Annotated in this window: 14 protein-coding genes, 1 tRNA gene and 1 pseudogene; 8 read left to right on the top strand and 8 right to left on the bottom strand. The window is 64.3% G+C overall.

Features of this window, described 5'->3' with window-relative positions:
- Positions 1-53: 53 nt before the first annotated feature.
- The 3 genes from L8F97_RS17680 to L8F97_RS17670 form a co-directional block, all read right to left on the bottom strand.
- Positions 54-1106: a cupin-like domain-containing protein gene (locus L8F97_RS17680; protein WP_277925049.1), complete on the bottom strand. Its 1053-nt coding sequence runs from the start codon at positions 1104-1106 to the stop codon at positions 54-56.
- Between the two features lie 3 nt (positions 1107-1109).
- Complete coding sequence (locus L8F97_RS17675) at positions 1110-2624, bottom strand: tryptophan halogenase family protein (protein WP_242153248.1); 1515 nt, start codon at positions 2622-2624, stop codon at positions 1110-1112.
- A 92-nt stretch (positions 2625-2716) separates the two neighbouring features.
- Positions 2717-5833 (bottom strand): TonB-dependent receptor, encoded by a 3117-nt coding sequence (locus L8F97_RS17670; protein ID WP_242153245.1) that lies wholly within the window; start codon positions 5831-5833, stop codon positions 2717-2719.
- 237 nt (positions 5834-6070) lie between these two features.
- Between L8F97_RS17670 and L8F97_RS17665 the strand changes: the two genes are divergently transcribed.
- From L8F97_RS17665 to L8F97_RS17640, 6 genes and pseudogenes are all read left to right on the top strand, one after another.
- The gene (locus L8F97_RS17665) at positions 6071-7318 is read left to right on the top strand and encodes an ROK family transcriptional regulator (RefSeq protein WP_242153243.1); all 1248 of its coding nucleotides are present in this window, start codon (positions 6071-6073) and stop codon (positions 7316-7318) included.
- A 393-nt stretch (positions 7319-7711) separates the two neighbouring features.
- Positions 7712-8124, top strand: a pseudogene (locus L8F97_RS17660) (DUF1109 domain-containing protein).
- Between the two features lie 576 nt (positions 8125-8700).
- Positions 8701-9315 carry a hypothetical protein gene (locus L8F97_RS17655; protein WP_242153240.1) on the top strand — a complete coding sequence of 205 codons (615 nt, stop codon included), beginning with the start codon at positions 8701-8703 and terminating at the stop codon, positions 9313-9315.
- Positions 9316-9331: 16 nt separating this feature from the next.
- Complete coding sequence (gene gnd, locus L8F97_RS17650) at positions 9332-10318, top strand: phosphogluconate dehydrogenase (NAD(+)-dependent, decarboxylating) (RefSeq protein ID WP_242153237.1); 987 nt, start codon at positions 9332-9334, stop codon at positions 10316-10318.
- Positions 10315-11082, top strand: coding sequence for a hypothetical protein (locus L8F97_RS17645; RefSeq protein ID WP_242153235.1), 768 nt, complete (start codon positions 10315-10317; stop codon positions 11080-11082). Before gnd ends, L8F97_RS17645 begins: the two co-directional genes overlap by 4 nt.
- Positions 11083-11174: 92 nt before the next feature.
- Positions 11175-11582 (top strand): alpha/beta hydrolase, encoded by a 408-nt coding sequence (locus tag L8F97_RS17640; RefSeq protein ID WP_242153233.1) that lies wholly within the window; start codon positions 11175-11177, stop codon positions 11580-11582.
- Between the two features lie 158 nt (positions 11583-11740).
- On the opposite strand, the gene L8F97_RS17635 is transcribed toward L8F97_RS17640, so the two are convergent.
- The 5 genes from L8F97_RS17635 to recJ all read right to left on the bottom strand — a co-directional run bounded on the left by L8F97_RS17635 (position 11741) and on the right by recJ (position 16832).
- Positions 11741-12508: a DEAD/DEAH box helicase gene (locus L8F97_RS17635; protein ID WP_242153264.1), complete on the bottom strand. Its 768-nt coding sequence runs from the start codon at positions 12506-12508 to the stop codon at positions 11741-11743.
- Positions 12509-12843: 335 nt separating this feature from the next.
- The gene (locus L8F97_RS17630; protein ID WP_242153230.1) at positions 12844-13086 is read right to left on the bottom strand and encodes a hypothetical protein; all 243 of its coding nucleotides are present in this window, start codon (positions 13084-13086) and stop codon (positions 12844-12846) included.
- Positions 13083-14846: a site-specific integrase gene (locus tag L8F97_RS17625; protein ID WP_242153228.1), complete on the bottom strand. Its 1764-nt coding sequence runs from the start codon at positions 14844-14846 to the stop codon at positions 13083-13085. Before L8F97_RS17625 ends, L8F97_RS17630 begins: the two co-directional genes overlap by 4 nt.
- Before the next feature lie 84 nt (positions 14847-14930).
- Positions 14931-15005 (bottom strand) — tRNA-Glu (locus tag L8F97_RS17620).
- Positions 15006-15065: 60 nt separating this feature from the next.
- Positions 15066-16832 carry a single-stranded-DNA-specific exonuclease RecJ gene (recJ, locus tag L8F97_RS17615; protein WP_242153225.1) on the bottom strand — a complete coding sequence of 589 codons (1767 nt, stop codon included), beginning with the start codon at positions 16830-16832 and terminating at the stop codon, positions 15066-15068.
- A 394-nt stretch (positions 16833-17226) separates the two neighbouring features.
- On the opposite strand from recJ, the gene L8F97_RS17610 reads away from it, so the two are divergent.
- On the top strand, positions 17227-19572 hold the full coding sequence (locus L8F97_RS17610) for a TonB-dependent receptor (protein WP_409929058.1): 2346 nt from the start codon (positions 17227-17229) through the stop codon (positions 19570-19572).
- A 106-nt stretch (positions 19573-19678) separates the two neighbouring features.
- Positions 19679-20914: a multidrug effflux MFS transporter gene (locus L8F97_RS17605; protein ID WP_409929057.1), complete on the top strand. Its 1236-nt coding sequence runs from the start codon at positions 19679-19681 to the stop codon at positions 20912-20914.
- Positions 20915-20927 lie beyond the last annotated feature (13 nt).

Raw genomic sequence — 20927 nt, 5'->3', positions numbered from 1 at the left:
GGCGGGTCTCCGAGGCGCCCTGATCAATTGATGTTCAACGTATATGCGGCAGATCAGTCCGGGCTTAGTCCCTTGGCCACTTGCCGTGCGAACTGTGCGTTACGAACATGCGACTGCGGTCCGACGACGCCACGCACTGACGCCGGCAGGTGATCGGCCGCACCGGAGGCGTCGTCCTTGAACACGAAATGCTCGAACCAGCTCTGCCATGCCGCGCGATGCGCCGGTGGCAGATCACGCATTGCAAGGATGGCGTGCATCAATGCGCCAAGCGGCGACACCGCGTGCGGCTCACCCCACCAGTAATTGACCATCACGTTAAAAGCCGACGTCGCGTTGACGCTGTGCCACCAGATTGGCGGAATGAAAAGGGCGTCGCCCGGTTCCAGATGGGCGGTGATCGCGTGTCGGTTCGCCTCGGCAAACTTTGGATAGCGCTCCAGATCTGGCTTATCGAGATCGACCATGCTGACGGGCGGCCCGGCGATGGTGAAGTGCAGCGGGCCCACGTACAGGTTCTCCAACTGCTCGGGTGGGAACAGTGTGAAGCGTCGCTTACCGGTGACGACGACGGCGACGTTGCTCGCCTCATCGAAGTGCGTCGCGACATGTGTCCGGTTGCCGATCCACACGCGCGGCTTGGCTCCAGGCATCTCGAAGGGGAGGGGGTTGTCGGCCGCCCAGCCCGCGAGATGATCGTCGACGCCGGCAGCGCCCGCATACAACGCGTTCGGCGCTTCTGCTGAGCGCATCGCCAGAAGCTTGTCGAGCAAGGCGCTTAGCGGCCCGAACCGTTTCTGAAAATTGCACCCTGAGATCGCGTCGTCGTAGAAAAACCGGCCTTTGATCTCGGGCGGGCCAATCAGAACTTCCGCGGGTTTGCCGCGATCCATCGCCTGAAGGTAGGAGACGAGCGCCTCATCGGACCGCCGACCCGCAACGACTGCGGGCCACGCGGCAGCTTGGCCGCGCAGGATGATAGGCTGAAAGCGCGGCATGATATCAGCCGCGAACTGCGCAGCATCGACCGGTCCGGTCTCCTGGACGACGTTGTGGCTCGCGATAACCGCGCCGGAAATTTCATTGTCGAACCGTGCGGACGACATCGCCTATGCTGCCTTCATGCTGCAATTATTCGCCAGAAAGGTGGCATGCGGCGTCGAGAGCGCGATGGCCTTGCCGATTGCATCGCGCATCCGGCTCATTGCGGCGTCGAGTTGGTCGCCGCTGAAGTGGTCAGCTAGCGGATCGTAGCGTTCGGGCAGGATTCCCAGGCCGACAAACATCGAAAGCCAGCTCGGATCCTGAAAGGATTCCCATTCGTAACGCACCATCGTCCCGCGGCTACGAAACTGGCGCAGTTTGTAGGCGAGCGCCTCTGGCAGGACGAGGTCGCGGCAGGCATCCCACATCGGTTCGCCCGTCCGTGCGTTGCCGTAATAATGCAGCACAAGAAAATCGCGTATGCGCGCATATTCGAGCGTCGTGATGCGGTTGAACTCGTCGGCCAGAGCAGGATCGAACCGGCGGTCGGGGAACAGCGACACCAATCGCTCGATCCCGCTCTGGATCAGTGTGATGCTGGTGGATTCGAGCGGCTCGAGAAAGCCGGCAGCCAGCCCGAGTGCGATGCAGTTGCGGTGCCAGAAACGCTCGCGGTGCCCGGTCCGAAATCGCAGAAGGTTAGGCTCGGCCAGTGGCGCGCCTTCCAAGCGACTCTGCAAGGTCGCGACCGCCTCGTCGTCGGAGACATGGCGGCTGGAATATACGTAGCCGTTACCAACGCGGTGCTGGAGCGGTATCCGCCATTGCCACCCGGCGGGCAGCGCGGTGCTGCGCGTGAACGGCGTGAGCGCGGAGGTCCGTTCGCAAGGGATAGCAACTGCGCGGTCGCACGGCAGCAGATCGATCCAGTCCTCATAGCCAATGCCGAGCGCACCGCCGAGCAGCAGGCTGCGAAACCCGGAGCAGTCAATGAACAGGTCCGCTTCGAGCGTCCGCCCATCGGCAAGCGAGACGCTCGCGATATTACCACTTTCGCTATCGAGTGCGACCCCGTCGATCGTACCCTCGACATGAGTGACACCGTGCTCGCGAGTAGCCTTGACGGCGAGGAAGCGTGCATACAGACCGGCGTCAAAATGCACCGCCCAATCGAAAACCCCCAATTCATTGGCGGGTTTATTGGGCGGCGGAAGGACGTGGTTAGCCATCGCGAGTTCTGTGCACAGGCTGTACGCGGCCAGCGGCGTGGCGTCCCCCGCCAGCCGGCGCTTCAGCCAGTAGTGGTGAAAGGCGACGCCGCGCGACGAGGTGCCGTACAGGCCGAACGGATGAAAGAACGATGTGCCTGGGCCAGCCCAGCCGCAAAATTCTATGCCAAGTTTAAGCGTGCCCTGCGTGGCGCGCATGACATCGAAATCGCTAGCACCAATTGCCCGGAAATAATCGCGGATCGCTGGTACGGTGGCCTCGCCGACGCCGACAGTGCGGATGTCTGGCGATTCCACGACGGTGATCGAAACGGGCTGCTTCTCAAGGCGCCGCGCGAGCAGCGTCGCCGCCATCCAGCCGGCGGTTCCGCCGCCGACGATCAGAATGGAGCGTATCGGAGCCTCGGTCATTCCACTGTCCTACAATCCAAACCGTCATAGGAAAAGAACCCCGTCCGCTGCTCCAAGGCAGCAGACGGGTAGGGGGGAGGGCTCGTGACGGTTCAGAATTTGATGCGCGCACCTGCGGTGAAGCGGCGCTCGAAGATGTTGTTGAACGCCTTCTCGTCCGGCCACGTCAGGTAATACTTTTCGTACTCCCCGGTCAGGTTGGAGCCTTGGCCGTAGATGGTGAAATGAGGATTGACGTCATAGCTGATCGAAGCGTCGACGTAGTTGGTTGGCGCCTGATATTCCTCCAGCCCGACGATCCCACCGAAGTCCGATTGCACCGCGCGCTTCGACCGGTAGTTCCAAGCGACGCGCGCTTGGAAGCGGGCATCCTGATAGTAGAGCGCTGCGTTGGTCTGGATCTTGGAATTGTCCTGGAAAGGAATGGTCCCGCCGGCGAGATCCTTCTTGCCGGAATCTGATGGCGAGAAGGTGAAGTTGGTGTCGATACCGAAGTTCGACAGGAACGTCGGCATAAACGGCACGTCGGTGAACGAGATCTTCGCGCCCGCTTCGACGCCCTTCAGCGCGCCACCGGCACCCTGCACCGGCGTGCTGATCGAGACGGTGCGATTCCGGACCACGCCGTCATTGTCAGGCAAATCGGTCCGCGTGACGTTGCCGTTTTGGATGAAGCTGTCGACATCGATGTGGAACACACCGACGCTCAGCAGGCTTGATCGCCCGAGGTAATATTCGAGCGATGCCTCGACATTGGTGGCGCGCCACGGATCGAGGTTCGGGTTACCATTCTGGCTGCCGCCGGTGACGCGGAAGACGGGTGTACCGGGATTGGACGTGTCGATCGCATAATTGGGATTGAGACCGCCGCCCCACTGGCTGAGATCGAGCAGCGTCATCGTCTTGGAGAAGGCGAAGCGCAGCTTCAGGTTGTGCGTGAAGTCGAACGCAAGGTTGAACGCGGGGAGATAGTCGGTGAAGTCCCGCTTGGTCTCTAGCGTGCCCGTAACGAGACCGGCCAGACCGTAAGGCTGCGGATTGCCCGTGACGAACTGGGTGATGTCGAGCTTGGTGTTGATGACCTTCAAGCCGGCGTTGCCAGTATACGGGATGCCGAGGATCTCGCTTTTGAAGTTCATCTGCGCGTAACCGGAAATCTGCTTCACGCCCACGTTGAACGAGGCGCCCGGATTCATGATGTCGACGTTGCCCGGATAGTATTGGTTCTGGAAGGCAAGTGCGTTGTCCATCGCGTGCGGGTCGAGCACGTACATCGCCGGCACGCCGGCCACGCCCGGGTTGAACAGCTTTACCTGACCGCCGAAGGACGGGTCGTTCGCCTTGCGGGTCAGCCCGGCGGTGTAGAAACCGGCGGCGTCACCGGCGCTGCAACTCGCGTTATTCATCGGAACGTCGAAGGCTTTCCACTTGACGAGGCAGCCGGCCGAGTTCGAGGCGCCGTTGCCGGCATAAAGCGGTGCGGCGCGATCAAACTCGAAATCGTCGACCGAGCGCTCGCTGTACCGCGCGCCGAAGGTGAAGTTGATGACCGGCGACGCTTCATACGAACCATCGGCACGGAACAGCTTCAGATCACCCTTGCGGCGATAATTGCCCTCCGAGGATACTGTCTTTAGCCCGTAGTCGTTTACGTTGCCGAGTTCGTTCAGCAACTGGCCGGGCAGCGTGATGCTCGGCTTGTCACCGGTGAAGTTTACCGTGGCAGGCAGCGAATTGACGCCAGCGACCGTGTTGACGGTGTACCCTGCCGGATTGAACGCGCGGTTGCCGCCAAGTGACGCAGGGTAATGCCCGATGCCACCAGGTTGCCACTGTTGGCCATCGGTCAGGCTGAACTGGACGTAGCTCTGGTCGTAGTTCTGATAGGCTTTACCGTAGATGCCGCGAATGCTGCCTTTGAACGGTCCACCATTATCATACTTCAGTTCGAGATTGTAGTTCTGCGACTGCGACTTGTAGCGATCGGTCTGCGCATAGGAATCGAAGCTGCCGAGATCGTAATTGTACACCGACGTGGTGTTGACGTGGTAGCCGTTGACGATCGTGCCGGTATCGCGCGAGTTGCCCGGCACGAACTCCGCCGCCTGCCAGTTGACGTCCTGCATCTGGAAGCCAGCGGTGCGGTCATGCTCGTCCTGGCTCGTGAAGAACCCGTCCGCGGTCAATTCGAGCGCGTCGTTGATCTTCCACTGGGCGGAGCCGTTGATGCCGAGACGCTCGCGCTGGTTGATCTTGTTCCAACCGGTGAAGCCCTGCGGCACGATGAACGCATCGTTCGCGTCGCCATCGCCATTTACGTCGATGCCGCCCGCAACAGGCTTGCCGTGTGGCCGGTTTGGGGGCGAGAATCCGTTCGTCGAGGTCACATCGGCAGTGCCCTCATTATGGAGCGCCGCTCCATAACCCTCCTGGATGCCATTATGCGAATTCGACAAACGGACATTGGAATAGGCCGCTCCAACCAGGAAACCGACGCGATCGTTGTGCCACGAGATCAAGCCGTTGAAGTTCGGATCGAACTTGTGCTTGGTCTTGTCGCCATAGGCGCCTTCGCCTGCGGCGGCGACGGTGAAGCCCTGCTTCAGATCGAACGGGCGGCGCGTCCGCAGATTGACCGTGCCGGTGATGCCGGCGTTGAGAAGATCCGCAGTGGACGACTTGATCACGTCCGCTCCTGAGAAGAGCTGCGACGGAATATCATTGAAGTTCGGCTGGATCGTCGTGATCGACTGCGCACCGAGATAGGCTTCACCGTTGAGGAGCGTCGTGACCTGCGGAAGACCGCGGATGTTGATCGTCGAACCTTCGCCAGCGCTGCGCAGAATCTGGACGCCGGGAATACGTTGCAACGAGTCCGAAATCGTGACGTCGGGCAACTTGCCGATGTCTTCCGCCGAAATCGAGTCGACGACCGATGCGGCGTTGCGCTTGATGTTGACCGCGCGCTCCTGCGAGGCGCGGATGCCCGTAACAACGATGTCCGGCGCTGCGGCGTCGTTGCCGTTGCTTGGGCCCTGATCGGACAACGTAGCCTGAGGGCTGCCAGTTGCGGATTCGCTAGGCGCTCCGCTGGTCGCGAGCGGAGTCGAACCCGGTGTCTGCGCCTGTGCTTGTCCGCCGCCGATGATGGCGATTGTGGATGCCGCTGCGAGCAGAACGCCGCGCCGCGCAGTAACCGAATGAATCATGCCCCGTTATCTCCTCCGTGGCTCTTCCCGCCAGGGAAAGCCTTGATGTCAGAGGGCAGTAGCGAGGCGCTGCGCGCTCTCGATCCTCTCCCTCTCGCGACCCTTGCCGTCGAGAGCTCTTTTTAAAACAAGCGCCACGCAGGTCAACTTAAATAACTTGTTTTTTTCATACACTCATCCCTCAACAGCTGGCGTGGTTCGCGTGACTAAGCCAGTTTTGGCAGCTATCGAGAACTGGTGAAAACCGCTCGACATGCCTCTGCCAACCGAATGCTCGTGTCCGTGCCTGTGGTTGATGGGCGAGGGACACGGCTGGCTGCCTCGCTTTCTGGAACAAATCTCGCGCGTGCCGGCGATTACAACCAGCGGACGGTCCTGCAGGCGATCCGCCTTGATGGGGAGACAACCCGCGTCGCGTTAGCCCAGCAGACCGGCCTAACCTCTCCAACGATCGCGAACATCACCGGACGTCTGATCGATCAAGGGCTCGTGCGCGTTCCTGGCCGCCTCCAGGGGGCACGCGGCCAGCCTGCGCTGCGGCTGACGATCAATCCCGACGGTGCCTTCGCGATCGGACTGAACATCGATCGCGATCACATCACGCTGGTCGCGCTTGACTTGGCGGGTGAGGTCCGAAGCCGGTTATCCTGCGAAATAGCATTCGCGATGCCCGAGGATGTCATTGCCTATGTTGAACGGAACCTTGATCTACTGATTGCGGAAGGCAGCATTAATCGAGACCACATCCTAGGGGTCGGCGTTGCCCTTCCCGATGATCTAGGCCGTATATCGCTGCCTCGGATGCCGCCCGGATACGAGTGTTGGAGCGATCTCGATGTCGCTTCTACGTTGGGGAGTGCGTTGCACTGGCCGGTGCACGTTGACAACGACGCCGCAGCCGCGGCGGTAGGCGAATCCCAAAGCCGGAGCAGCTCAGCCTTATCAAGTTTTTTCTATCTGCTGATTAGCGCCGGCCTTGGCGGTGGCCCGGTTGTCGACGGAAGCTACTTTCGCGGTGCGGATGCGCGCAGTGGCGAGATTGGACTGATGCCGGACTTAACCTCGGAGAGCGCGAACGCTCTTGTTCAGGACACCGTGTCGTTGTCCGCGCTCCGGGCACGGTTGGAATCCGTTGGGCGACCAATAGAACGCATCGACCAACTCCTCACCGACGATCCAATGATCAATGGGACGGTGATGAGGTGGATTGAGGATGCGACCCGATCGTTGATAGCGCCGCTGATTGCGGTAAACTGCCTTATCAATCCAGCCGCCGTTCTCATCGGTGGCAGATTGCCCATGCCGCTGATCAACCACCTGTGCGATGCTTTGAACGCCGCACTCGCCAAGACCAACCTACCGAAGCGAGCGGTAATCCAGCCTGCGGCCATGGCCGGTGACGCGCCCGCGATCGGTGCGGCGATCCTGCCGTTCCTCGACCACCTGCTGCCGTCGGATGCGATTCTGATTCAGGCCGGACGGTGAAAGCGACGCGCTGAACCTCAGCGAGGAACTCGTTATTGTTGTGATACCTCGCGTACGCCCAATCCTATGTTTCGCTCCAATCTGAGAGCGAGACCTATTAGGTCATAGGTCGCGACTCACGCGTGAGCCTGAGGCTGGAATGTGTCGCCAGCGGGTGCGGCAGGCGCTGCCTCAGCGATACGAGTTCGTACGAATCAGTTAGCCAGCGGCGCCGTCCAGAAGCGTCACAGCTTGCGGATAGCTCGCCCCGAAGCCGAACGGCTCGCTCCTCGTCTTCACGTCGATCACCTGCCAGATTCCCCCATCGCCGCCCGCCGGTGCGGAGCTCCAGCGGGGCAGCCCGGCTGCATTTGGATCCCCCGTTCGGGTTCGCTCGGGATCGAAGCGGTCGCTATGACCGCTCGGCTCGCCCGACCTGAAGCCGTGCGTCTCGGGCGCCTCTGGCCCGTGGCGATCCCGTTCGCGCTCCTTGCGGTGATGGGTGCCATCGAGATGGCGCAGGTTCCGGCCGGCACGTGGATGGCGATGTGGCTCGGGCGGAGCTGAAAGATATGCCCGTGGCTGCTGCTCATCCTCGCAGCGCCGATTTTCATCGGCTTGCTGTGGTCGTTCCGCCGTCTCGCGCCGACCAGGCTCAGGGCTGGGGGTGCCGCCGCGGGATTCGCTGCTGGTGCCTGGCCGCGACGCTGTACTGCCTGCACTGCCCGAAAGTCCCGGCGATCTTCGTGCTGACGTGGTATACGCTCGGCATGGTCCTCGCGGCCGGGGCGGGCGCTCTGCTCGGCCCGCGCCTGTTGCGGTGGTGACGCGTGCGTATCCCGATGCCGCGCCCGCGGGGGGCGGCGCTCGGGCGTATCGGCCCCGTGCCGCGATGCGGCGGGCCAGGTCGGCCGCGCTGATTCCGTCCGGCGCCAGACCGTTGCCGTAATCGTCGTCGACCAGCCGCCGAAGCCGCAAGGTGGAGGCCATGGGCGACGAACGTCCGCTCCACTCGACGCGGGCTTTCGTTCTGCGCGATGCCCTCCGAGGCTGTCATCCGGCGATAACGCGTGATGTGATGAGGGGGACAGGTCGGGGATTAACCGCCAACTTCGTAGACCGCGGAAATCCGCCATTTCCGGGTAGAGGGAGACTCCTCCGCTGTATCCGTCCGCTGACCTTCCGCTGTACCAGCACACCGCTGCGGGCCCGCCCCGCAACGCAGTTTCAGGATAGCGCCGGCGTGTCTCTTCGTCGAGACTGCGGCTTGGTGATCAGACGATATCCATCACTGCGGAAAATGCTTGGTGGACGCGGAAGGTCTACGTGCAGATTTCGGTGGAAGGCGGTACGGCTGCTTTCGGGCAGCTACAAGTGATACCGATATCCATTCACCAAGGTAGATGGGCGCCCCTGCGGTCGCCGGTGCGGTGATCGGCATAGATCCGTTCAACCAACCCGACGTCGAGGACGCCAAGATCGCCACGCGCAAGCTGGTCGACGCCTACGAGCAGTCGGGCACATTGGATCCGGAAACGCCGCTCTATGAGGATGCCGAACTGGCCATCTTCACGCCCGCGGGCGCGACGGCCGGCGGATCTGGCGAACTTCTCGCGGCATTCGTCAACACGCTAAAGGCGGGCGACTATTTCGGCATTCTCGCCTATGTCGAGCGTGACGGGGACAACGCCGCTGCGATCGCCCGCATGCGGCTGGCGGTTCGCGACGCGAAGAAGGTGGCGACTGTCGGCGGGTTCGGGCCTCGCTTCCTCCACTCCACGGGACAGGCGTACAAGGGCGGCCCCAGCGAAGGCGCGTTCCTCGAGATCACCCGGACGACGAATGCTGACCTCTCGATACCGGGCCACCGCGCGCACTTCGGAACCATCCAACTCGCCCAGGCGCGGGGCGATCTCGACGTGCTGGCGAGCCGCGGCCAGCGCGTGCTGCGCGTTCATCTCAAATCCGGTGGTCTGACGGCGCTCGAAGCCCGTCTCGCAACCGCCCTCGCCGTCTAAAGAAGGAAGCATAGACATGCGCATCGCAATGATCGGCCTCGGCCGCATGGGAGCAAACATCGCACGCCGCCTGATGCGCGGCGGACACGAGGTGATCGCGTTCGACCGCGATGCGGGCGCCGTCGCGGCGCTTGGAGACGAAGGCGCGATCGCTGCCGCCTCGATCGAGGAGGTCGCCGCCAAATTCGAGGGCGGTCCCCGCGTCTTCTGGGTGATGCTGCCGGCGGGTGAACCGACGGAGTCCACCATCGAGTCGCTGGCGGCGCTCGCCTCGCCCGGCGACATCGTCATCGACGGGGGGAACAGCTTCTACAAGGACGACATCCGCCGTGCGAAGGCGCTCGCCGAACGGCAACTTCACTACGTGGACGTCGGCACGTCTGGGGGCGTCTGGGGCCTGGAGCGCGGCTACTGCATGATGGTCGGCGGGGATCCCGAGACGATCAAGACGCTCGATCCGATCCTGGAGGCGCTCGCCCCCGGTCTCGGCACGATCCCGCGCACACCGGGTCGCGACAACGAAGAGGAGGATCAGCGCGCGGAGATGGGCTATATTCATGCTGGCCCGGCCGGGGCGGGCCACTTCGTGAAGATGGTTCACAACGGCATCGAATATGGCCTGATGCAGGCCTACGCCGAGGGCTTCGACATCCTCAAAGGCAAGTCGTCCGAGCACGTCGCCGAGGGTGAACGCTTCGACCTCAACCTCACCGACATCGCCGAAGTGTGGCGGCGTGGCAGCGTGATCTCGTCCTGGCTGCTCGATCTCACCGCGATCGGCCTCGCCAAGGACCAGATGCTCGAGCATTTCACCGGCAGCGTCGCCGATTCGGGCGAGGGCCAGTGGACGATCGATGCGGCCATGGAGGAGAAGGTACCGGCGAACGTGCTGACCGCCGCCTTGTACGCGCGCTACCGCAGCCGGGTCGAGCACACGTTCGGCGACAAATTGCTGTCGGCGATGCGCTTCGGGTTCGGCGGCCACGTCGAGATGCCGCAGTGAGCGGGCTCCCGCACCTGGGTGCCGGGGAGGGGCAGGCGTCCGTCGCGCCGGCAGCGACCATCGTGATCTTCGGTGCACTAGGTGACCTCGCCCGGCGCCTACTGATGCCGTCGATCGTCAATCTGGCGCGTGACGGCCTGGTCGGCGGCGATGTCGAGATCGTCGGCGTCAGCTATCATGACGTCGATGATGAGGCGCTCCGTTCCGCGCTTTCCGAGTTCGTCTCGGACGGTGATCCGGTATGGACGGAGCTGCGCGGTCGCATCCGCTACCACCGGGGTGATTTCACCGACCCCGCGACATACGGCGGGCTTGCCGCAAACCTATCCGGAAATGCCGTCTTCTATCTCGCGACGGCGCCGAGGTTCTTCGGCGTCGTCGTCGACGGCCTCGCGTGCGCAGGCGCACTGGACGAGGCGCATGGCTTCCGTCGCATTCTGATCGAGAAGCCCTTCGGTCATGACCTCGCGTCAGCCCAGGAACTGAACCGGCAGATCCTCGCGCGCATCCCCGAGACGCAGATCTACCGGATCGACCATTTTCTGGGCAAGGAGACGGTCCAGAACATCATGGTCGCGCGCTTCGCCAACAGCATGCTCGAAGCCGTCTGGAACAGCCGCTACATCGACAATGTCCAGATCACGGCTGCGGAGACGGTCGCCGTCGGAAAGCGTGGGAGCTTCTACGACGCGACGGGTGCTCTGCGGGACATGGTGCCCAACCACCTCTTCCAGCTCTTGGCGATGGTGGGGATGTCCTGCTGAATACCTATTACGCCGAGACGCCCACGCTGCGATTTCCCGAGTTCATCGAACTCTGCACCAATCCGCGCACCGCGGCGCTCGGGCGGGCGATGATGACCGATCCGAAGCAGGCGCCTTGGCTTCTGCATTTCCAACAGAGCATGTTCGAGGCGAAGGCCTCCACGGCGCTGAAGGACAGGTTCGACACCGTACTGCAGCCGGTCATCAACGCCAACTTCGCAAACAGCCCGAGCTCGATCCCGGCGTTTCTGTCCATGACGGGGGACGCCGTGTCGAACCTGGCCTTCAACACCCGCCACGCTTCCGATCTGCGAGCCTTCACCCCTCCCGTCCAGCTCATCTGGGGAACCGCCGACCCGTACCTCAACAGCGGCGTCTGCGAGGCGCTTGCGGCGCAGTTCCCGAACTCCCGCATAAAGTCGCTGCCGGCAAATCACTGGCCTCAGATCGATCTTCCGCAGGACGTCGCCGCCGCCATGCTCGCGGTCGTCGCGGCCTGATCGTCTCACCCGGACACCTTCATTAACAGCCCACCGAAGAGAACGAGCTCGTGCTGGAAGCGTTCGACGCGATGTGCAGCCGACACCCCTATCAGGCGGCTACCCGAGCGGCCCGCCCAGCCGCCGATGCGGATCGCTTGGCTGGGGAGCGTTCAGCGTCAGAAGGCTTCGCCGCCGTGCTCTCGCAACAGGCACAGGGCGTTCACGAGCGCCATCTCCGCCACCGTGCGACACGGCGTTTCGAGCAGTAGCGGACTGGCGAACACCATCGCGGACGCCTGCGCCCGCGAGACCGCGACGTTGATGCGGTTCAGGGAGAACAGGAACTCGATGTCGCGCGGAAGCTCCTCGCCGCTCGATGTCGTCATGGAGACGAGGCACACTGGCGCCTCCTGCCCCTGGAAGCGGTCGACTGTTCCGACGCGCACCGCGGAGGGCAGGGCGGCGCGCAGAGCGTTCACCTGCGCGTTGTAGGGCGCGACCACGAGAATGTCGCCGTGCCCGATCACGCGCTCCGCACCATTCCGTGAACGGTAGGTCGCGCCAAGCACGGCATCGATTCGGGCCTTGATCGCTGCGATCTCCTCCGGGCTGACCTGGGAGCGGCCGGTGTGGATGACCGGACGGACGCCGGCACCGACGAGCGACGTGCCGGCCGCGTCGGTCAGCGTTTGGGTCCCCGCCGCCTCGTCGGGGTGAAGACGCCCCTCATAGACGGCGCTGGAGATGTAGCTGCACACGGTCGGGTGCATGCGCCGGCTGATGCCGGCGACCAGCGCGAGGCTGTCGTCGCGGTCCCACTCGGCCTTGCAGTGCGTCTTCCATCGGCACAGCGTGCAGGCCGAGACCGGTTCGGGCCGCGTGACCGGCCGCTCGTCGAGAAACGTCTGGAAGACCTTCCGCGCATGGCGAGCGTAGGCCGACACCTCGGCCAACCGGATGGTGAAGCGCGTGCCGTTGCCCAGCTGCAGGTGCGCGGCTTCGGGCTGGACATCTGGAGATGACCTGGCACCTCTACTCGTGGGGCGAGGCGGTCGAGGTTCTCGAGCCGGCCGCGCTGCGCGAGATGGTGGAAGGCCACCGCCGGACGTTTCCAGCGCTGCCTTGAGCGACAGATCGGCGGCGGAGCAGGGTCGAACTGAGCGACGAGGCTGCGGCGCGTATCGGGGTCTGGCTGCACGCGTCCTGGCCGAACGGCATCTGAACCACGCCGCCTGCGACCGGACAGGTCGATGGCGGACTCGCCGGTGGCGATCATTCGTCAAAGCAGGATGGGATGCCGTTCGATGTGGGCGGTTTCGGCGTCCTCCCACTCATGGCACGCGAAGCTTACCGACGGAGCGTTCCTCAGCAGCTTGGCGACGGCGTCGATGGTGACGTCCGAACCGTCCGGCATCCGCGCTGCCCCGCAGGAGACCGCCGCGACGGTGGCGCCGTCCACCGTGCGGTGCATCCCCTGCATGACCCGGCCGGGATCGGTGAAGACCACGAAGCAGCTTCTCATCGGCGGCGCTCCAGGGCTTTGGTCCAGTCGAGCGCGACGAAGGCAGCCTTGATCCCGGATCCTTCGAGCATGTCGAAGCTGATCCTGTCGAGTTCGCGCTTGAGGGTCTTCAGCCTGGCGCCGACACCGTACTTGTCGCCCGTCGTGACGCCGGCATGGCCCATGATCTGGTCGAGGATGTACTTTTCGATGGTGGCATCGCGGGCGAAGTCCTTGAAGTTGTGTCGCAGGCTGTGGAATGCGAGCCGCGGGTCGTCGGACACCACTTTGTCGATGAGGCGGTTGGCGACGCGGGAGGCCTCCTTGCACAGCTTGTCGAACATGTTCGGCTTCAGATCGGGGAACAGTCTCGTCTCTCCTGCCGACCTGAGCGCGTCGACATACGTTTCGAAGCCGAGCTCGATGATGACGTCGTGCAGCGGGATCATCCGCCTCGAGTTCTCGTTCTTCACGACCGCGTCCGCTCCCAGATCGAGGTAGAGGACACCGCCGTCGCGCTTGACGTTGGCGAGTTCCGTCTGGCCGATCTCCTCGATCCGGGCGCCGTTCGTCAGGCCGAGCAGGAACATCCAGGCGAGGGTCATGTCGCCGACCGTGTTTCTGGTCTCGAGCCATCCGGTCGGCTTGAGGAAGAGGTCGCACGAGAACAGACGGGCGAGTTCGTCGTCGAGGAAGGGACGGCGGTTCTTCGTGTTCTTGGAATAGCCCTCGATGCGGATGCCGCTGCCCGTGTTGGCCTCGATCCAGCGCTGATTGAAGGCGTGGGTGATCAGCGCCTGCAGGTGTCCGATGCGGCGTTTCACCGATGCCGGCGCGACCCGAGGCCCTTCGAGGTCGCGGCAGGCCTTCAGGCGCGCGTTGAAGGTCAGCGCGCGAAGCGCGTGCGGCATCGCGTTGGGCAGGGAGGCGACCGCGTCCCGGAAGTTGTAGAGGTGGTCGCCGTTGATCTGAGAGACCGGGAGGTCGCCGACGTAGTCGATGAAGTCCGCGACCGTGGTGCTCGTCTCGTGCGCGCCCTGGCTGCCGGGCGCGGGGGTCTTGTTCTTCCATTCATCGACGAGTTCGCCGAGTGTCATCCTGGGACGCAGGCGTGTGCCGGTCGGGCGGTGCGGGGAGCTGATGAGCAGCCGCAGGTCCGCCTGCTCGCTCTCGATCGCCGAGGTCACGACCTCGGTCAGAAGCCAGTCGTTGTCCTCGCTGCGATGGAGGTCCCCGAAGCCGCCCTCGCCACGCAGGTCGCCGTGTATCCAGAGCACCATGTGCTCCGCCATGAAAAGGATGTCCTTGCGCGTACGGGTCCTGACAATGCGGAGCCAGACGTCGCCGGGCAGATGGTTCGGGTCCATCGTGGCGAGATTCGCGGGCGTCGGATCGGGAAGGATCGAGATGCGCGCTCCGCCCATTCTAGCCGCTCCCGCCTCTTCGGCCCAGAAGACGTTGGAGAGGACGGGAAGGCGGTCGAACCGGCTGCCGCGGTGCAGAGCCGACGCCCTTGCCAGCGCGGCCTGAGCCTGCGGCAGGGTGAGCTTCGTGCCGGCCGCGCGCTCCTCGATGGCCACGCGCGCCGCCTCGAAGCGGCGTTCGAGTTCGGCGTTGAGCGCCGCGAACACGCGCCGCGCCTCCGCCGCGTCCTTCGTGTCGAGCGAACGCTTCCACAGCTGCCGTCCGCCAAACTCCTCGCGGAGCGGTTTCGGGATCTGCCGTCGCAGGTAGTAGGTACCAGTTTCAGGATGCCGCCAGGGCTCCGCCATCGCCACCATTTTTCGTCCCGCTGTACCTGCTCGCTGTACCAGGCGGAGGTGAAACCAACGTAAATGCTGGATTTCTGCGGTTCTTATAGAAATTGGTGACCCCTACGGGATTCGAACCCGTATTTCAGCCGTGAAAGGGCCGCGTCCTAACCCTTAGACGAAGGGGCCGTACCGCCGACAGGCGGGCGTTGGGCGCTGCTAGGGAAAGAGCGCCGCGAGGTCAAGCCTCTAATCGGCCCAGGCAGCATCATCGAGGTGGAGTTCCGCCGCCGGTCTGGCGCCCCAATCGTCGATTTTCGCGCGGCCGGCCAGCCACAGGCGGCGGTGGGGCGGGGCGCCGAGCAGCGCCTGGCCGAGCAGCGTGTCCGCCGCGCGGAACGCGACCGTCTTCAGCGGGCGTCCGTCGTCGCCGCTGGCAATCGCACGGACATGACCGTTGCCGACGATATCGGCCTTTATGATCCGCACCGGGCCTGCGACGATGCGCGGCGCGGGCCAACCCATCCCGTACGGGCCGCCCGCCTCCATCGCCTCCACGAGCAGCGGGTTTACACCACCGGGGGTGAGCAGCGCATCGACGAGCAGCGCACGGTCACCGATCGAGCGGGTGACGGCAGCCTCGAGCCGTTCCTCCAGGAAAGCGGCGAACGCCTCGACCTGATCCTCGGCGATGGTCAGCCCGGCCGCCATCGCATGGCCGCCACCGGCCACAAGCAAGCCGCTGTCCTTTGCCGCCAGTACGCCCGCGCCGAGATCCACGCCAGGAATCGAGCGGCCGGAGCCTTTGCCGACGCCGTTCTCGTCGACCGCAATGACGATGGCGGGACGGCCGTACCTCTCCTTCAGTCGCCCGGCTACGATGCCGATCACGCCGGGGTGCCAGCCGTGGCCGGCAACGACCATAACCGCACGGTTGCCTTGAGCGCCGGCGATTTCCTCAGCGGCGGTTTGGACCAGCGCCTCGATCGCGCGCCGCTCCTCGTTGAGCCGGTCGAGTTCGCCGGCAATCGCCTCGGCCTCGGCGGGGTCTTGCGTGGTGAGCAGTCGCACGCCGAGATCGGACTTGCCGACACGCCCGCCGGCGTTGATGCGCGGGCCGAGCGCGAAGCCGAGATCGGAGCATATCGCCGCGCGTGTCAGCCGCGCCGCGCTCGCCAGCGCGCCGAGGCCGATGTTGCGGCGTTGCGCCATCACCTTCAGCCCCTGCGCCACGAACGCGCGGTTAAGGCCCTTCAAATGCGCCACATCCGCGACGGTGCCGAGCGCGACGAGATCGAGCAGGTCGAGCAGGCGCGGCTCGGCGCGCCCGTCGAAATACCCTCGCGCGCGCAGTGTCCGCACCAGCGCCGCGCCAAGCAGGAAGGCGACACCCACCGCCGCGAGGTGGCCATGCGCGGCGCCTTCCTCCTCGTCGAGCCGGTTGGGGTTCACCAGCGCATGCGCGTGGGGGAGGGCGGCGGCGCATTTGTGGTGATCGACCACGATCACGTCGACACCAGCGACGCGCGCCATCTCCAGCGCTTCGAACGCCTGCGCTCCGCAGTCTACCGTGACGATTAGCCGGGCACCTTCGTTGGTTAGCCGCACCAAAGCTTCGCCGGACGGGCCGTAGCCCTCCATTAGCCGGTCGGGAATATACGCCCGCGCTTCCAATCCGAGGTCACGCAGCAGCAGGATCATCAGCGCGGCGGAAGTTGCGCCATCGACATCGTAATCACCGAAGATCGCCACCGGCTCGCCGGCCTGCACCGCATCGGCAAGGCGATCCGCCGCCCGGTCCATGTCCCGGAAGATCGATGGATCGGGCATGAACGCGCGGATGCTCGGCGCCCGGTGCGCGTCGAGCGCCTCGCGCGGGCAACCGCGCGCCAGCAGCAGTTGCGTGACGAGATCGTCGGGCGAGAAGCCGGGGTCGCGTGCGTCGGTGGACAGCATCCGCCAGCGCCATGGCTGGCCGAGAATCGAGTGCGTGATGTTGAGGACGAGCGGGTTCATCGTGGCGTGCGGGGCAAGCGGTACATGCGCCCTCCCTGCACCAGATCGCGGTTGGTTAACAGATGCGTGGATTGGTGTGGGATCAATATCACAGGTGCCGACAATCGTGTCGAGGCGTGCGATCGGCGGATGACGCGATGGTGAGTGTTGAGTGGCGATCATGGCCGTGCGAATTGGAAATGAACAGGGATTTCAGGTAACTACGTGGACGCTGCGACGGGCGGTTTGGCATCGCTCACCCCGCAGTTGCTGTCATTATAAAGACACAAACCGACCCTAGCCGCCGCCTTGGGGTCATTCGCAACGCAGCTACTTCATGCTCGCCGCTACGGTGGGTGTCGTCGTACGCGCGGCATCGCGGTTGATCGAACCGACTGTTACCGTGGGGGTTTTCGTGTCCAATTTCGCCATCCGTTCGTTCCTGTTCCTCGGCTGCGCCACCGCCGCGCTGTCGTTCGCGAATGCTGCCTCGGCACAGGACGCACCTGTCGCGCAGACCGATGCGGCACCGGCCGACGGCTCGCTGGGGGACATCGTCGTCACCGCCGAGCGGCGTTCGGAAAACCTCCAGAAGGTGCCGATCTCGGTCGGCGTACTTCAGGGCAGCGACCTGCGGGATTACACCGCCGGCGGCAGCGACACGCTGCTCGAACTCGCCAACCGCGTCCCCGGCCTGTACGCCGAGACGACCACCGGCAAGATCTTCCCGCGCTTCTACATCCGCGGCCTCGGCAATATCGATTTCTACCTCGGCGCGTCGCAGCCGGTCGAGATCATCCAGGACGACGTGGTGCTCGAGCATGTCGTGCTCAAGTCCAACCCGGTGTTCGACGTCAACCAGATCGAGGTGCTGCGCGGCCCGCAGGGTACGCTGTTCGGGCGCAATTCGACCGCCGGCATTATCAAATTCGACACCAACAAGCCGACCAACGATTTCACCGGTCGCGCTACCGCATCGTACGGCACGTACAACACGGTGACGCTCGACGCCGGTGTGGGCGGGCCGATAGTTAAGGACGTGCTAAGCTTCCGCGTGTCGGGCCTGTACCAGCACCGCGACAACTGGATCGACAACACCTACACCGGCACCACCAGCGCGGATGGCACCACCGGCGGCAAGGGTACGCTCGGCGGCTTCGACGAGAAGGACATCCGCGTCCAGTTGATGCTGACCCCGCCGGACACCGGCTTCACCGGCCTGCTGTCGGCACATGCGCGCGACTATAAGGGCACCTCGACGATCTTCCATCGTGGCGGCATCCTCAAGGGCAGCAACGACGTGAGCGACACGCCGCGCGCCTCGGTCGGCCTCGACGAAGGCTTCGGCAACCCGCAGGCGTACAAGACCTATGGCGCATCGCTGAACCTCAAGAACGATTTCGGCGGCGTCACGCTGACCTCGATCAGCGCATACGAGACAACCTCGGGCTACAGCCGTGGCGATACTGATGGCGGCGTCGCCACCAACTTCGCCGGCAACCGCTATTTCGGCGAGAGTCAGGGCCGGGTGCGCGATCTCGACCAGCTCACCCAGGAAGTGCGCCTCGCCAACGATGGCACCGGCCGCTTCAAGTGGCAGATCGGCGGCATCTATTTCTACTCGCGCGACAATACCGAGTTCGACCAGCGTGGCTTCTTCCTGCGCCGCCCGGATGCGAACGGCACGCTGCCGAACCCGAACAACTATGTGCTGCTGCGTAACATCAACACGTCTTACGCCGGCTTCGGTCAGGCGAGCTACGAGATCGTGCCGAAGCTGACCATTACCGGTGGCGTGCGCGTGACCAACGACACCAAGTCGACCCGCCTCGTCATCCCGCCGCGCAATGCCGCCGGCATCGTCACCTTCCCGGCGACGGCGGCGCGCTTCGTGCGCCTCTCCGACACGCAGCCGAGCTGGGATGTCGCCTTGCGCTATCAGGCGACCGATGACGTGAGCGTGTTCGCCCGCGTCGCGCACAGCTTCCGCGGTCCGACCATCCAGGGCCGTAACGCGGTGTTCAGCTCGGCGTTCGTGACGGCGGGGTCGGAAACGATCACCTCGTATGAAGCGGGCTTCAAGTCGAACCTGTTCGGCAACACGCTGCGCTTCAACGCGACCGGCTTCTACTACAAGGTCCACAACATCCAGCTGAACGGCAACGACGCCAACAACAACGGCCTGCTGTTCAACGCCGATCAGGCGCAGGCATGGGGCGGCGAAGCGGAGCTGACGTGGCGTCCGGTGCCGAACCTGACGATGGGTCTGGGCGCGAGCGTGTTGCACACCGAGATCAACGACAAGCGCGTCTACACGCCGGTGTGCTTCCTCAATGGCGCGGTGACCTGCACCGTGCTCAACCCGACGATCGCGGTGCGCAACGCCGCTGGCGTGACGACGGCGACGCTGGCGCAGATCGACGGCAACGCGCTGCCGAACGCGCCGAAATATCAGCTCGACGGCAACGCGCGCTACGACTTCCCGCTGCCCAACGGCGGCAAGCTGTTCGTCGGCGGCGACGTGACGCTCCAGGGCTACACCAGCCTGGTGCCGTACAAGACGGTGGAATACACCACCGACGGCACGTTCGAGGCGGGGCTGAAGGCGGGCTATACCGCGCCGGAAGGTGCCTATGAGATCGCCGTGTTCACCCGCAACGTGACCAACGAGAAGAACCTGAAGGGCGTGCTCGACAACTACAATGCGGCGGTGTTCAACGATCCGCGTATCGTCGGCGTGCAGCTCAGCGGCAAGTTCTGATCGCGGCCTGAGCCTGTCCCGCTTGTAAAGTCAGGCCGGCACGGCAAAGACGGGGGGCTGTTCCGGGGAGGAACGGCCCCCTTTGTCGTTTCGTGAAAGGGTCGTTGTGACCGAACCGATCCCCACCGTAACCGCACGCTATCCGATGGGTGGTTTCGAGTTCGTCGCGTTCATCGCCGCGCTGATGGCCGTCAACGCGCTCGGCGTCGATCTGATGCTGCCCGCGCTGGCGGACATCGGTCGCGACCTGGCGATCGGCACTGCGAACGAGCGGCAGTGGATCGTCACCGCCTATATCTTCGGCTTCGGGCTAGGGCAGATCGTCTATGGGCCGCTGACAGACCGCTATGGCCGCAAGCGCGTGCTGCTGGCGGCGCTCGCCGCCTTCGTCGCGGCGGCGGTGTTCGCGGCGGGGTCTGGCTCGTTCGCGGCGTTGCTCGGCGCGCGGGTGTTGCAGGGGGTGACCTCCGCCTCATCGCGCGTGTTGTCGGTGGCGATCGTGCGGGATCGCTTCTCCGGCCGGCCGATGGCACGCACGCTGTCGATCGCGCAGATGATCTTCTTCATCTTCCCGATCCTCGCGCCGACACTCGGCAGTGCGATCCTCGCCTTCGGGCCGTGGCGGCTGATTTTCTATTCGCTCGCGGGCTTCGCGTTGGTCGTGCTTACGTGGACGACGTTCCGCTTTGCCGAGACGCTGCCGGTGTCGCGACGCATCCCGATCTCGTTCGCCGCGTTGCGCCAGTCGTATCGGCTTACGCTGACCGATCGCTTTTCGATCGGCTATGCGGCCTGCGGTGCGTTGACGTTCGGCGGCATCGTCGCGTTCGTATCCGCCTCGCAGCAGATCTTCGTCGACGAGTTCCACGCCGGGGACAAGTTCACCGTGCTGTTTGCGGTCTGCGCGTTTTCGATGGGGTGCGCGGCGTTCGCCAACAGCCGGCTGGTCGAACGGCTCGGCATGCGGCTGATCTCGCAGAGCGCGGTGCTCGGGCTGATCGTGCTGTCGCTGGCGCATGTCGCGGTGATCGCCAGCGGGCGCGAGACGCTCTACACCTACATCCCGTTCCAGGCGCTGAGCATGACCTGCATCGCGCTGTGCGGCACGAACTTCGGCGCGATGGCGATGGAGCCGGTCGGCCATATCGCCGGCACCGCCTCGTCGGTGCAGGGCTTCATCAGCAGCGTCGGCGCGGTCGCCGTCGCGTCCGTGATTGGCCAGTCGTACAACGGCACGACGCTGCCGCTGGCGATCGGCTATCTCGGCATCGGACTGGGAACGCTTGCGCTGATCCTGTGGATCGAGGGAGGGCGTTTGTTCCGAGCGCGCGCCGCCGCGTGAACGTCGGCCCGCG

The sequence above is a fragment of the Sphingomonas sp. BAUL-RG-20F-R05-02 genome (assembly GCF_022662305.1).
In the GTDB taxonomy this organism is placed as follows: domain Bacteria; phylum Pseudomonadota; class Alphaproteobacteria; order Sphingomonadales; family Sphingomonadaceae; genus Sphingomonas.
The sequence above is the reverse complement of the archived record's forward strand: the minus strand, read 5'-3'. Positions and strand labels throughout refer to the sequence as shown.